Source organism: Metasolibacillus fluoroglycofenilyticus (genome assembly GCF_003049645.1).
In the GTDB taxonomy this organism is placed as follows: Bacteria; Bacillota; Bacilli; order Bacillales_A; family Planococcaceae; genus Metasolibacillus; species Metasolibacillus fluoroglycofenilyticus.
In genome coordinates, this window is the sequence record NZ_PYWK01000005.1 from 40,232 (window position 1) to 53,709 (window position 13,478).

The 13,478-nt window shown below is 38.3% G+C and carries 13 protein-coding genes; 9 read left to right on the top strand and 4 right to left on the bottom strand.

All coding sequences use genetic code 11. The features are described 5' to 3' along the window. Positions 1-316 precede the first annotated feature (316 nt). The 4 genes from C9J36_RS14840 to C9J36_RS14855 all read left to right on the top strand — a co-directional run bounded on the left by C9J36_RS14840 (position 317) and on the right by C9J36_RS14855 (position 3,824). Entirely contained in the window at positions 317-871 is a 555-nt protein-coding gene (locus tag C9J36_RS14840; protein WP_066164618.1) for a thioredoxin family protein, read from the top strand. A 70-nt stretch (positions 872-941) separates the two neighbouring features. Beyond that, positions 942-1,856 (top strand): diacylglycerol kinase, encoded by a 915-nt coding sequence (locus C9J36_RS14845; RefSeq protein ID WP_107943599.1) that lies wholly within the window; start codon positions 942-944, stop codon positions 1,854-1,856. 175 nt (positions 1,857-2,031) lie between these two features. Next, positions 2,032-3,060: a TFIIB-type zinc ribbon-containing protein gene (locus tag C9J36_RS14850; RefSeq protein WP_066164625.1), complete on the top strand. Its 1,029-nt coding sequence runs from the start codon at positions 2,032-2,034 to the stop codon at positions 3,058-3,060. Next, positions 3,057-3,824, top strand: coding sequence for a TPM domain-containing protein (locus C9J36_RS14855; RefSeq protein ID WP_107943600.1), 768 nt, complete (start codon positions 3,057-3,059; stop codon positions 3,822-3,824). The genes C9J36_RS14850 and C9J36_RS14855 overlap by 4 nt, the downstream gene beginning before the upstream one ends. Before the next feature lie 425 nt (positions 3,825-4,249). Here C9J36_RS14855 and C9J36_RS14860 read toward each other — a convergent pair whose 3' ends face one another. Genes C9J36_RS14860 through C9J36_RS14875 form a run of 4 tightly spaced genes read right to left on the bottom strand, consistent with a single transcriptional unit; the run spans position 4,250 to position 7,921 of the window. Next, positions 4,250-4,636 (bottom strand): STAS domain-containing protein, encoded by a 387-nt coding sequence (locus C9J36_RS14860; protein ID WP_066164628.1) that lies wholly within the window; start codon positions 4,634-4,636, stop codon positions 4,250-4,252. Positions 4,637-4,653: 17 nt separating this feature from the next. Then, on the bottom strand, positions 4,654-6,348 hold the full coding sequence (locus C9J36_RS14865; protein ID WP_107943601.1) for a methyl-accepting chemotaxis protein: 1,695 nt from the start codon (positions 6,346-6,348) through the stop codon (positions 4,654-4,656). Between the two features lie 22 nt (positions 6,349-6,370). Continuing rightward, entirely contained in the window at positions 6,371-6,784 is a 414-nt protein-coding gene (locus C9J36_RS14870; protein ID WP_107943602.1) for an ATP-binding protein, read from the bottom strand. A 15-nt stretch (positions 6,785-6,799) separates the two neighbouring features. Then, positions 6,800-7,921 (bottom strand): PP2C family protein-serine/threonine phosphatase, encoded by a 1,122-nt coding sequence (locus C9J36_RS14875; RefSeq protein ID WP_107943603.1) that lies wholly within the window; start codon positions 7,919-7,921, stop codon positions 6,800-6,802. A 166-nt stretch (positions 7,922-8,087) separates the two neighbouring features. Between C9J36_RS14875 and rlmD the strand changes: the two genes are divergently transcribed. The 5 genes from rlmD to hemL all read left to right on the top strand — a co-directional run bounded on the left by rlmD (position 8,088) and on the right by hemL (position 13,475). Next, complete coding sequence (gene rlmD, locus C9J36_RS14880) at positions 8,088-9,455, top strand: 23S rRNA (uracil(1939)-C(5))-methyltransferase RlmD (protein ID WP_107943604.1); 1,368 nt, start codon at positions 8,088-8,090, stop codon at positions 9,453-9,455. 514 nt (positions 9,456-9,969) lie between these two features. Continuing rightward, complete coding sequence (locus tag C9J36_RS17330; RefSeq protein ID WP_161956447.1) at positions 9,970-10,116, top strand: hypothetical protein; 147 nt, start codon at positions 9,970-9,972, stop codon at positions 10,114-10,116. Between the two features lie 163 nt (positions 10,117-10,279). After that, a complete protein-coding gene (locus tag C9J36_RS14885; protein ID WP_066164642.1) occupies positions 10,280-10,516 on the top strand; it encodes a thioredoxin family protein in 237 nt (78 codons plus the stop codon). 391 nt (positions 10,517-10,907) lie between these two features. Further along, positions 10,908-12,155: a serine hydroxymethyltransferase gene (locus tag C9J36_RS14890; protein ID WP_107943605.1), complete on the top strand. Its 1,248-nt coding sequence runs from the start codon at positions 10,908-10,910 to the stop codon at positions 12,153-12,155. Positions 12,156-12,167: 12 nt separating this feature from the next. Then, entirely contained in the window at positions 12,168-13,475 is a 1,308-nt protein-coding gene (hemL, locus tag C9J36_RS14895) for a glutamate-1-semialdehyde 2,1-aminomutase (RefSeq protein ID WP_107943606.1), read from the top strand. Positions 13,476-13,478: the final 3 nt, after the last annotated feature.

The window sequence follows — 13,478 nt, forward strand, 5'->3', positions numbered from 1 at the left end:
GAGTTGTCCGAAAATTGACACCGCATTGAAATAAATGTTTTCATCGCTTTCCTTTTACTGAAGGATAACACTGCTAAAACCAATGTTCATCACATTTTTAAAAGAGGCGTTTTCTGTTTAAATGATTCAACATTTTGTGAAACATCCTTGCTACTGTCCAAAATGCCGGCTATGCACGGCTTTTTGGACAGCCTCGTTTTCTTTTCTATATAGTAGAATATTGAGTTGATATTGATTGAGTCAAGAGTCAATTAGTTGTGAAAAACTAGCAAAAGATGCACAATAGAAAATAAAAGCACTAGGGAGGAATCTCAAAATGAAAACAGAACAACAATATTTTGAAGAGGCGGTTTCTATCCAGCAATACATGGACGAGATGTCGACATTGAAAGATGAAAGTTTTGCTATCTATGACAAATTTACTGTACCGAATGAAGCGTTTATTGAGCAATTAAAAAATAGCAATGTGCATATTTTAGCGATTACGGAGGACTGGTGTGGAGATGCCATGCTAAACAATCCGATTGTACGTAAAGTAGCGGAGGCGGCAGGCATAGAGATGCGTGCAACATTACGCGATGCAGATACAGATTTAATCGATAAATATTTAACGAACGGTGGTCGTGCCATTCCGATTTATTTACTGTTGAATGAAGCAGGGGAAGTGATTGGAAAATGGGGGCCAAGAGCACCAGAGCTACAGCAATTTGTAATGGACGCTCGTGCACAATTGCCAGATAAGGAAGACCCAACATTTGAAGAGGTGCAAAAAGCGATGTATGTCAATATGCGTAATCAGTATGTAGAGGACAGCACAAATTGGACATATGTTTATGAAGATTTTAAAAAAGCAATTTCGACAATCCTATAGGCAACATTTATATTCAAAAAACGTTACAATGTTGTAGAAGAAAATATAAATTTGTAGGATGGTTAAAGAGATGAAGCGAGCTCGAATCATTTATAATCCAACTTCTGGTCGCGAGGCATTTAAAAAGCATTTACCAGAGGTATTAGAAAAACTAGAATTAGCAGGCTATGAAACTTCCTGTCATGCAACAACTTGTGAAGGGGATGCAACAGCAGCTGCTAAAGAGGCGGTTGAACGGGAGTTCGATATTGTCATCGCAGTAGGTGGCGATGGCACGTTAAATGAAGTGGTAGCGGGAATTAGTGGGTTTGACAAGCGCCCACGCCTCGGTTTAATTCCGATGGGGACAACAAACGATTTCGCACGTGCCATCCATATTCCGCGTAAAATTGACGAGGCTGTGGATATTATTATAAATGGCGATACATTGCCTGTAGATGTAGGCTTATTGAATAATGAGCGTTATTTTATCAACATTGCAGCAGGTGGTCGTATTACTGAGTTGACGTATGAGGTACCGAGCAAAATGAAAACGGTGCTTGGTCAGCTTGCCTATTATTTAAAAGGCATTGAAATGATTCCATCAATTAAAGCAACGCATATGAGAATCGAAATCGATGATGAAGTTTTCGACGGAAATGCGATGATGTTTTTATGTGGCTTAACGAATTCTGTTGGCGGCTTTGAAAAAATTGCACCAGATGCTTCTATTAACGATGGATTATTTACTGTAATGATATTGAAGGAGTGTTCAATTCCTGATTTTATTAAAATAGCCTCATTAGCATTGCGCGGTGAGCACTTAAATGACCCTCATGTTATTTATAGAAAAGCGAGCAGGGTAACTGTGTCATCTGATGAGGGAGTACATTTAAACTTAGATGGTGAATACGGTGGCGATGCGCCAGCTGTTTTCCAAAACTTGAAACGCCATATTGAAATATTTGTTCCAATCGAAGAAATTCGAGAAGAAGATCACGTATAGTGAAATGCGGGAAAGTAGCTGCCTGAAAAGCAATTTCGAGGCAGCTCTTTTGCGTCAAGAAGGATGGCTGTTCAGAAAGTAGGATAATTCTATTTTTCTTTCAGCCCTCTATTTTTTTCTATGTATTGTAGATTATAATGACTAAAACAAGTAAATTTCAAAAGGGGGGAAGGTAGTGATTTTACATTACACATGCCCAAGCTGTGCTGGGAATATGAGCTTCGATGCAGATACAGGAAAACTTACGTGTCAAAGCTGCGGTAGAGAGGATACAATTGAAAATTATCCTGAGGAATTAATTAAGACAACCTTTGCGGAAGATGAGGCAAAGGAGTACCATTGCAATAACTGTGGGGCAGTGTTAATTACATTGGCAGAAACGACAGCAACGAACTGTAGCTTTTGTCAATCAGCTGTAGTCATTGCGGATCGTTTATCGGGTAATTTAGCTCCGTCCAAAGTCATCCCCTTTAAAATAAGTGAAAAAGAGGCAGTAAAGGCTTTTAAAAAATGGTGTGGCAGGGGGTTACTAATGCCCAAGGAATTTGCCATGGCAGAGCGTGTAAAAACAATTACAGGGATGTACGTGCCATTTTGGCTTTATGATATAAATAGTCATGCAAAGGTGAAGGCGGTTGGCACAGTAGTACGTACATACTCTAAAGGTGATTATAATTATACGGAAACAAGCTATTTTGATGTTATGCGCGAAGTTAACTTGAATTATTCAAAAATTCCGGCAGATGCCTCGGAAAAAATGAATGATGAATTAATGGATAAAATTGAGCCATTCCCTTTTCATGAGCTGAAGGATTTTAAAACACCTTATTTAGCAGGTTATATTGCAGAGAAATATAATTATACAGATAAAGAGATGCTACCGCGTGTAGAAAAACGAGTTCAAGAATATGTAGATAATTATATTAAGAGCGATTTGAGAAATTATAGTACAGTCAGTTATAAAATGAAGGATATTAATATAAATCAAAAAAATAGTGCCTATGTACTGTTGCCTGTATGGATGATTTACCATGACTATAATAATTCAGAATATATTTTTGCAATGAACGGTTATACAGGAAAAGTAGTAGGTAAGCCACCTATTAGTAAGGGGAAGGCTGCTGCTTGGTTTGGCGGAATTGCAGCGAGCACTTTCATTATATTGAAAGTGATTGCAACGTTGGTTGGGGAGGGCTATTTATGAGTATGCTAAAAAAATGTTTCGCATTTTTTATTTTACTAGTTACCTTGTGGCAGCCCTCTGCATTTGCTGAATCTACTAATCAAACGCAATACATTTTCGATTATGCCAATCTTTTAACAGCGGAGGAAAAGCAGGAATTAGAAAGCTTAGCTAAGGAGCTTAGCGCGGATTATAAAACCGCTTTTCTTATTTTAACGGTTGATGGGACAAATGGTAAAGGTATTAGGGGGTACATGGAAGACTTTTATGATAATGAAGCGCCAGGCTATAATAAGCCACATGGCAATACGGCGATGCTGTCCATTGATATGCAGGAGCGCGATGTTTTCCTATCAGGTTTTAAAAAGGCTGAGGTTTATTTGGACGATGGGCGTTTATCGGTCATTCGCGAGGAATTAACACCGAGCTTGTCAAATGGAGATTATTATGGGGCATTCCGTCATTTTATTGTTGCTTCACATGAATATATGAGCTACGGGCCAAATAGCATCCTCTTCCGTTGGTGGTTTCAATTGGGGGCAGCTATTTTACTAGCAGCTATTATCGTCGGTCTAATGGCTTATAGTTCAGGAGGAAGAATGACCACTACTGAGCGTGATTACTTTAATCCGAATGGCTCAGGCATTACGAAAAAACATGACCGCTTTTTACGCACAACCGTTACAAAAACGAAAAAACCTTCAAGTAATTCGGGAGGTGGAAGTGGTGGAGGTGGCACAACAGGCGGCGGTCACTCCTATAGCGGAAGCGGCGGGAAATTTTAGTTTTTTATTGAGGCCAGATCTGCTAGACCTTATATAAAGGAAAACTTAGCCTATCAACATAGTTTCCCACGGATGGGGGGCTGTCCAAAAAGCCGTGCATAGCCGGCATTTTGGACAGTAGTGATGATGTTTCATAAAATGTTGATTCCTATAAACAGAAAACGCCTCTTTTAAAAATGGGATGAACATTGGCTTTAGCGGTGTACTCCTTCAGTAAAAGGGAAGCGATGAAAACCTTGATTTCAATTCGGTGTCAAAACAAAATGGACTTTTCGGACAACTCCTAAGATGAACACCGCCAAAGCAGTGTTTCCTTCCGTTTTCAAAGAAAGCCCTTGCAATTCACTCAAAGTTGCTCCTTAAAACAACACAACCGAAAGCGTCCCTTAAGTCGGCAACTGCACGGCTTAGGGGACGCCCTCATTTTAGTATTCGTTTATGGATAATTCGGTATCGCTAGAACCTTGGATGACCTTTAGCGCGGCATCCTCATTATCAACAATAGGGAATATTTTATCGCATTGTGAAATAGCAAAAAGTTTACGAACAAAGCTATCTACAACGATAATAACGATTTTTTGATTTTGTATTGAAACCTTTTTTGCGAAATTGACAATCATTCCAAAGCCTGTACTATCAATGTTTTTTACGTGACTCATATTTAAAATAAAGCCAAGCTCTGTTTGAAAGCTTTGTGATTGCAATTGTTTTTTGATGTCCTCAATTAAGCCGTATTCTAGACTTCCAGAAAATGCTATGGAAATATAGTGAGGCTTGCTCGTTATTTGCATTGTCGCTGCTTTTTGTTCCATCGTCCTTCATCCTCCTATTAAAACTGGAATTTATTCACTTCATCTCGTAAACGGTCAGCAATCGTTGCTAAATTTGCTGTGCTTTCAGCCATTTCAGCTACTGTTGCATATTGCTCTTCTGAAGCAGCTGCGATTTCCTCTGAAGCAGCCGCAGATTCTTCAATAATTCCAGATATATTATAAATGGCATCTTGGACATTGTGAGAATTAGTATTGACATTTGCAAAGGCATTTTTCATTTGTGCCACGCCAGTCTCTGTTGTACTTGTCTTCTCAACAATATCTTTCAAGGCTTCGCCACCTTTATTAATAATAACAACCTGCTCTTCTACGGCAGATAAATTACTTTCCATCGTGCGGACTGTTACTGCTGTTTCAGCCTGAATGTCTTTAATAAGCTCTGTGATTTGTTGCGCTGCTTCCTTCGACTGTTCGGCTAAAATACGTACTTCTGATGCAACAACCGCAAAGCCTTTTCCATGTTCGCCAGCTCTTGCTGCCTCAATTGCAGCATTTAGTGCCAACAAGTTCGTTTGCTCGGAAATATCAGTAATGACAGTAATAATCCCACCAATCTCCTCAGAACGCATACCAAGCTTTTGAATAGAATCTGTTGCATAGCTGACTGTTTCTGTTACAGTGCTTAAATGTTGAATTGCTTTGCTAATAGCCGCCTCGCCTTCATGGGCAATAACTGTTGATTCATGTGCATTAGCAAGACTTTGCTCAGCGCTCGTTAAGCTATTTTCTACTTGGTTAATTGTATCGCGCATCATGCTAACGATTTGCTCTGCCTGCTCGGATTGTGTTGTAATGCCTGCTGCTACTTCATTCATCGTTGTAGCAATTTGACTTGATGCCTCATTCGTTTGTTGAGATGATTCTGCTAAAGCAAGGGAGGAGTTTGCGATTTCATTGGCATTTTGCGCTACATTTGTGACAGTGTCTGTTAAACGCTCTTTCATATTGCTAAATGCCATCGCCAAATCGGCAATTTCATCATTGCCCTTTGCTTTTAATAGGTCGACCTTTAAATTTAAGTTTGCTAATTCATTAGCGTTATTGCGTAAAATATTGATTGGTGTAACAATAAGGCGCTGCATAATAAAGCCAATAACAATTGTGATGATTACGGCTACTACTAAAGAAATCACAATATTTTCAATGGCAGAGGTTGCAGCAATTTTTGTATACGGAGCAGTTGGGACGGCTACAGCCCAAATCCCAATTACTTCTCCATTTTTATTAAAAATCGGATCATATGCGGCTTGGAATGGTTCTCCTAAAACGGTAGCTGTACCAAGAAAACGTTCTTTTTTATTTAATACAACATCAGCAACGGCATCAGAAACTTTTGTGCCTAATGCACGTTCTCCGTTTTCAATAATATTCGTTGAGACACGTGTATCATGTAGGAAAATAGACATTGCATTGCCGTTTGTTAGTTCACCAATTTGGTCAGGTACCTCGTAGTTTTCTTCCATGCTAACAGAGCCCTTGTAAAGGCTTCCATTTACGATGTCCCAATCGCCCGGAATGCTAGAATCGAGAGAGTAATAGCTTAATTGAACGTCGGATACGAGCTTTTCATTGGCACTTTCTAATAGGTTTTTCTTTGTCACATAATAGTTCACCGCACCCAAAATGCAGGCCAATAATAAAATACAGGAAAAAATAACGATATTAACTTTATTACGAATTGACCACTTCATTATGTATAGCCCCCAGTAATATTTAATCTATTAAACTTTTTTTAATACCAACTAAAAATTGCGAAGAAGGTAATTGCTCAAACCATAATTTATCAACCATATGGATGATGAAGAAGAAACCCCGTCCACGGTCAGAAAAGCACATTTCTCCTAAATCTGGTTCAAGAATGGATTGCCATTGCTCCTGTGGTATCCCCTCCGCAAAATCAGCTACCGTAATTTTTATTTGCTCATCATTTGATAAAACGTGTAATTGAATATCCTCTTGCCTATTAGCTTTGTTCATCGCTTCCACTGCATTAATGACAAGCTCATGTGTGACAAAGCAAATATCGCGAGCATCTGAAATGTTATAGAGCTGCGTATAATTTTCCATTACTTGATCAATAAAAAAAATCGATTGCTGATTCGGTGCTATGCTAAGCATAAATTCCATTAAACATCACCACACCTATAATGTAATTGTAATTGAAACAACTGTTACATCGTCCTCGAATTGTTGGTCTGTTAATTCATATTTTTGAGCAAATTTTTGCAGTGCATAGCTATTATTTTGAGATGCGTAGGAATGGAAGAAGCTTAAATCGACCTCTTGGTCATCATGTAAAGTGAGTAGTCCATCCGTATATAAAATAATTCGATGCCAGCCCGTTAATCGCACTCGCTTTGCCTTTACTTGAATAGCAGGAAATAGCCCAAGAATAGGTGAGTTTGCTGCTAACGCAACGGTTTCTCCATATTTGCCGAATAATACACCTGCGGGATGAGAGGCATTAACATATTGCAATGTGCGATTTTTTTTATCAATTAACATATAAATTGCAGTTACTAAAAAATTGTCTAAATCATCTGTAGAAAATAATTCATAAATTTGAGCATTAAGCTCCTTCATCACCGACACGGGGTCTATTAGCTTCGTTATTATACCTTTTAATAAGGAGCGAATAGACATTGTAATAAGCGATGCTGCAATGCCATGTCCCATTACATCAAATAAAATAACGGCTGTTAAATCATCATTCAGCTCAAACCAACAATACATATCGCCACCAAGCGACTGCGAAGTAACATATATCCCGTCTAATTCAATATGAGGTAGAGTCAACGCTGGAGGTAAGGCATTTTTCTGCACATTTTTTGCAATTGCTAAATCTTTTGCTAATTTATATTGATGCTGTTTACGTAGCCTTGTCTCTGCGTAATATTTCAATGCTACATGAACACGTGTTTTAAAGTGAGTAAAGTCAAACGGCTTTAAAATAAAATCAAAAATGCCCACTTCAAACAATCTGTCAAGAATTATCGGCTTTTCATAGGAGGTAGAAAGTAGGATAGGCGCACCACTCCACTCCTTTAAAGCCTCAATTTTCTGACAGTGCTCTTCACAATTGTTTAAAGTTAACTTGGCATCATAAACGATTACTTGTATGTCATCTTTTAAGAACAGATGGTCAAATTGAATCGCAGCTTCAGCTGTTGTAAAGCAATGGATATTCATTAGTTCTATACGCTTGAAATATTTTTGTAGTCTAAGGACATCATTACTAAGGGAGCCGATTATTAATACAGCCATTTTACTCAATACTCCTTGGAAAGTTAATCTAAAGGTGCTATTTCTATTATACTATATTTCGGTGTCAGGCACGCAAACAATTTACACACAATTTAGCAATTTACACAATTCTTTTGTCGGAGTAGGTTGCATGCTACAATAAAGGCATTGAAATGGAGGATATATAATGACAGCACCAGTAAAGAAAAATGACCGTTTAACAGTTACGATAGAGGATTTGACACATGATGGAAATGGGGTAGCAAAGGTTGGGGGGTTCCCATTATTTATCGCAGGTGCATTGCCAGAGGAGCTTGTGCAAGTACATGTGCTGAAAGTATTGAAGAACTATGGTTTTGCGAAAGTGCTTGATATACTTGAACCTTCAACTGAGCGTGTGGCGGCCCCTTGTGATTATTTTGCACAATGCGGAGGCTGTCAACTTCAGCATTTGTCTTATGAGGGACAGTTGAAATGGAAGCAGCGCATGGTTGAAAATGTGATGAAGCGCCTTGGCAAAATTGACGCCCCAGTATTACCTGTAAAAGGGATGGATGAGCCTTGGCATTATCGTAATAAATCGCAGATTCCTTTTGCTCAGGGGGAAACAATGCCTATCGCGGGCTTTTATAAAACGAAATCACATATGATTGTCGATATGGACCGTTGCCTGATTCAAACAGCTGAGGCGGATATCATAATGGCTGACTTTAAGGACGCATTAATCGCATTAGGAATTTCCCCTTATAATGAAGAAAAACATAAAGGAATGCTACGTCATGTGGTGATTCGTAAAGCGCGTGCAACAAATGAAGTAATGGTCGTTCTCGTAACAATGGCACGTAAGTTTCCACAAGCGGAGGCAGCAGTCGCAAAAATTCGGGAGCTACTACCAAATGTTACATCAATCGCCCAAAACATTAATCCAAATAAAACGAATGTTATTTTTGGCGATGTAACAACTACACTATGGGGTAAGGATGTAATTGAAGATACAATTGGAGATGTACGCTTCGAAATTTCAGCGCGCTCATTTTATCAAGTAAACCCGATTCAAACAGAGGTACTTTACAAGCAGGCGCTAGACTATGCACAGCTAACAGGCAATGAGCGCGTCATTGATGCATATTGTGGCATCGGAACAATCTCACTATTTTTAGCAAAGCAGGCAAAGCAAGTTATGGGTGTTGAAATTGTGCCACAGGCGATTGAAGATGCTAAGCGCAATGCTGAGTTAAATGGTTTCACAAATACCTACTTCGAAGCGGGTCCAGCCGAGGAAATCATTCCACGCTGGTATAAGGAAGGCAAGGAGGCAGACGTGCTCGTTGTTGACCCACCACGCAAAGGCTGTGATGAAGCACTATTAAACACAATTATCGAACAAAAACCAAAGCGCGTTGTCTATGTATCATGCAACCCTGCCACTTTAGCCCGTGACTTGCGCATTTTAGAGGATGGCGGCTATAAAACACAGGAAGTTCAGCCTGTTGATATGTTTCCGCATAGTACCCATGTGGAGTGTGTATCGTTGCTACAAAGAGAAACTAAATAGAAATCCTTAGTTTTAAACACTTTCACAAGCATTTCGTGTTTGTCGGAGAAGCTGAAAAAACGAGAAATAAAGTACTGAAAAACCACATTACCGTTTCAGTGGTAATTAATCTGGGGTGTGGGAACACAATAGAATAAAAACATTGTAAGGCGTTCAAACAAAATGAACGTCTTTTTTTTACGCCTAAAAACGAAGAATAGAAGGTGGAATATGACAAAACTAACTTTAGGAAGTTTATTTGATAGTATCGGGGTATTTCTATTTTACAATTTGGTATGAAGGAGAGGAAAAAGAATGATTTATTCGTCAACTTGCTCCATTTCAAAAGTCTTAAAGCCTATAGGAAAATAAAGATTTTTATATAAAATGATTGCCATATTTTGGTTGAATCAAACTAAATTTAGAATAAGCAGTGATTCACAATGAATACTTTTTCCTCTCGCTCCCGTCCTTTTATTGGATTCAAGCCGCTTTGTATAAGTTAAAACAAATTTATAATGAAAAGAAGTTGCTAATGATGGAACTAAAATATGTCATTCCAAACATGGAAAAACGTCGGGAAATGTTTTTGCCAAATGAAGATGGTACGGTGACAACGGAAGGAAAAGAACGCACTTTTAATAACAATCTATTCAGTCTTCTTAATTTTTTAGATTTTTAAATAATAAAGAACTTTGATAAAAATTGGACAATGTTACTAAAGAATTCAATTAGTTTTACCTATGGATACCATAGGTAATTTGAGATTGTTTACTTTTAGGCCTCTTTCTATAATGTGAATTAAGTAGCAATGCTACGAAAAAGTTATAGGGAGATGAATATATATGACAAAAGCAATTTTTTATCATGCGGGGTGTCCAGTTTGTGTAGAGGCGGAGCAAATGATTCTAGATTATCTTGACAAATCAAAGACTACTACAGAAGTTGTGCATCTTGGCACTGACCAGAATCGTATAGAAGAAGCAGAAAAGGCTGGTGTAAAATCAGTGCCAGCATTGGTAATCGGTGAAGCTGTGTATCATATCAATTTTGGTGCAAGTTTAGCTGATGTTAAGGGATAAATACTAAAAGAAGGTGCTTCTTGGGCACCTTCCCCTAGTTTCAAAAAGGTTTTTTAAAACATACATTTAATAAGTTAAATTTGAAAAGGTATGAAATGTTACGATGTTTAATCCTCAATATCAAAGAATGAGAGATTAATTTAATAAGAGGTTAACTAGCATTATTTAATATCCAACAAATAAAATTTTCAAGATGTCACTCTCGTTGTTAAGAATAACAATGAGATTTTTTAATCAATCTTACGATAAAAAAGTACAGAATATTAAATCATATATGTTGAACTTGCAAATTAAGATTCCAATTAAAAGAATAAATAAAGAATTTGAATTCTAAATTCATATGTAAAAAAATCATTTTGTAATAAATTCATACATAAGGGAGGAAATATAAATGGAGAATTTGCTTAAAGAAGATCCAGCTATAGCAAAAGCAATTCAGCAGGAGCTATATCGGCAGCGCGATAAAATTGAATTGATTGCTTCAGAAAACTTTGTTAGTGAAGCTGTTATGGAAGCGATGGGTACAGTCCTCACAAATAAATATGCGGAAGGATATCCTGGACAAAGATATTATGGAGGTTGCGAGTATGTTGACATTGTAGAAGAATTGGCTAGAGAAAGAGTTAAAGAATTATTTGATGCAGAACACGTCAATGTACAGCCGCACTCAGGTTCGCAGGCTAATGCAGCAGTTTATTTTGCAGCTGTAAATCCAGGAGATACGATTTTGGGCATGAATTTATCACATGGTGGTCATTTAACACATGGAAGTCCCGTTAACTTTTCTGGTCAGCTATATCATTTTGTTTCTTATGGCGTCGACGAACAAACTCACCTAATAAACTATGATGAAGTGAGGAAACTTGCCCATGAACATAAACCTCGAATGATTGTAGTGGGAGCAAGTGCTTATCCACGTACAATTGATTTCAAAGCTTTTTCTGAAATTGCTAAAGAGGTAGATGCGTTATTTCTTGTAGATATGGCGCATATTGCAGGTATTATTGCAGCTGGTTTACATCCAAACCCTGTACCATATGCTGATTTTGTAACAACGACAACGCATAAAACCCTACGAGGTCCAAGAGGGGGAGTCATCATATGTAAGAAACCCTGGGCACAAGCAATTGATAAAGCAGTCTTTCCAGTTATTCAGGGTGGTCCGCTTATGCATATGATTGCTGCCAAAGCGATAGCATTTAAAGAAAATTGCTCCTCTGAATTTAAAGAATATATGAAACATGTACTACAGAATGCAAAAGTATTAGCTCAAGCGCTAATAGCAGAGGGTTTAAACGTTGTATCGGGAGGTACTGACAATCATCTTATCCTCTTAGATCTTCGCAATATCGACATTACTGGAATGGATGCGCAGCTACTCCTTGATGAGATTGGCATCACGGTAAACAAAAACGCCATTCCATTTGATACGGCAAGTCCACAAATAACGAGTGGAATACGCATTGGTACACCAGCCGTAACTACAAGAGGAATGGGACCAGATGAGATGATAGAGATAGCAAGTATTATTTCACGAGCATTGAAAAACCCACAAGATTCAAAATTAATTAAACAGCTTAGTGATGAGGTCAAGAAAATAACTTCGAGGTTCACCTTATATGAACAGAAGATTCACTGAGAGGGGAAATAAATGAATATAAAAAGAGTGGATTCTTATTCCAAAGCATTATTCGAACAAGCAAAAAATGTGATTCCTGGAGGAGTAAACAGCCCGGTACGTGCATTTTCATTAGTTGACTCTCTTCCTGTTTTCATTAAAAAGGGTCAAGGATCTCACATAGTTGATGTTGATGGAAATAAGTATATTGATTATATATGTTCATGGGGACCTTTGATACTTGGGCATACCCATCCGGCAGTGGAGAAAGAGATACAGAAAGCAGTAAGCGATGGATCAAGTTTTGGATTGTCTACTGAAATTGAAGTGAAAATGGCTAGATTAATATGTGAAATTGTTCCATCTATTGAAATGGTACGAATGGTTAACTCTGGAACAGAGGCTGTAATGAGTGCATTACGTTTGGCAAGGGGATATACGAAGAGGCAAAAAATTGTTAAATTTCAAGGTGGTTACCATGGACATGCAGATGCTTTGCTAATCAAAGCTGGTTCAGGTGTCGCTACATTAGGATTGCCTGATAGTCCGGGGGTATCCAATAACGTCGCTGCTGATACTATTACATTACCTTATAACGATATGGAGAGTATTCATCATATTTTTGAACAATTCGGAGAACAAATTTCAGCCGTTATTGTCGAGCCAGTTGCCGGAAATATGGGAGTCGTGCCGCCAAAACCTGGATTTCTTCAATTGTTACGTGAAATTACTAAACAGTACGGTAGCTTGCTTATCTTTGATGAAGTAATGACTGGTTTTCGCGTAGACTATCATGGGGCACAGAGCCTGTACGGAGTCATTCCTGATATTACTTGTTTGGGAAAAATCATCGGAGGAGGATTACCTGTAGGCGCTTATGGAGGCAAACGCGAAATCATGGAGCAGATAGCCCCTGTCGGACCGATTTATCAAGCAGGAACATTATCGGGGAATCCACTTGCCATGTCAGCTGGATATAAAACCCTTCAGTTATTGGAGAAGAGTGAAATCTATGATGAGTTGGAAAGAAAAGCAGCAAGATTAGAAGAAGGTTTCAAACAAAACGCGGAATTGACAAATGTGCCATTAAAGATTAATAGGGTAGGCTCTATGCTTTCTACCTTTTTTACAGAACAAGAGGTTGTTGATTATGAAACAGCTAAGAGTTCAGATATGCAAGTTTTTAAAAAATATTATACGAGTATGCTGAATTTAGGGATTTTGACTGCCCCTACACCCTATGAGGTGATGTTCATATCGGCAGCACATTCCGATGAAGATATTGAAGATACAATCAAGGCTCATTATCAAGCACTTAGTAACGTCAAAAGTATAGGGTGAGGA

What these genes read in the sequence shown, in the direction of transcription:
- C9J36_RS14865 (WP_107943601.1), bottom strand. Translation starts at nt 6,348, where the DNA reads ATGAAGTGGTCAATTCGTAATAAAGTTAATATCGTTATTTTTTCCTGT.
- C9J36_RS14870 (WP_107943602.1), bottom strand. Translation starts at nt 6,784, where the DNA reads ATGGAATTTATGCTTAGCATAGCACCGAATCAGCAATCGATTTTTTTT.
- C9J36_RS14885 (WP_066164642.1), top strand. Translation starts at nt 10,280, where the DNA reads ATGACAAAAGCAATTTTTTATCATGCGGGGTGTCCAGTTTGTGTAGAG.
- C9J36_RS14840 (WP_066164618.1), top strand. Translation starts at nt 317, where the DNA reads ATGAAAACAGAACAACAATATTTTGAAGAGGCGGTTTCTATCCAGCAA.
- C9J36_RS14855 (WP_107943600.1), top strand. Translation starts at nt 3,057, where the DNA reads ATGAGTATGCTAAAAAAATGTTTCGCATTTTTTATTTTACTAGTTACC.
- C9J36_RS14845 (WP_107943599.1), top strand. Translation starts at nt 942, where the DNA reads ATGAAGCGAGCTCGAATCATTTATAATCCAACTTCTGGTCGCGAGGCA.
- C9J36_RS14860 (WP_066164628.1), bottom strand. Translation starts at nt 4,636, where the DNA reads ATGGAACAAAAAGCAGCGACAATGCAAATAACGAGCAAGCCTCACTAT.
- C9J36_RS14875 (WP_107943603.1), bottom strand. Translation starts at nt 7,921, where the DNA reads ATGGCTGTATTAATAATCGGCTCCCTTAGTAATGATGTCCTTAGACTA.
- hemL (WP_107943606.1), top strand. Translation starts at nt 12,168, where the DNA reads ATGAATATAAAAAGAGTGGATTCTTATTCCAAAGCATTATTCGAACAA.
- rlmD (WP_107943604.1), top strand. Translation starts at nt 8,088, where the DNA reads ATGACAGCACCAGTAAAGAAAAATGACCGTTTAACAGTTACGATAGAG.
- C9J36_RS14890 (WP_107943605.1), top strand. Translation starts at nt 10,908, where the DNA reads ATGGAGAATTTGCTTAAAGAAGATCCAGCTATAGCAAAAGCAATTCAG.
- C9J36_RS17330 (WP_161956447.1), top strand. Translation starts at nt 9,970, where the DNA reads ATGATGGAACTAAAATATGTCATTCCAAACATGGAAAAACGTCGGGAA.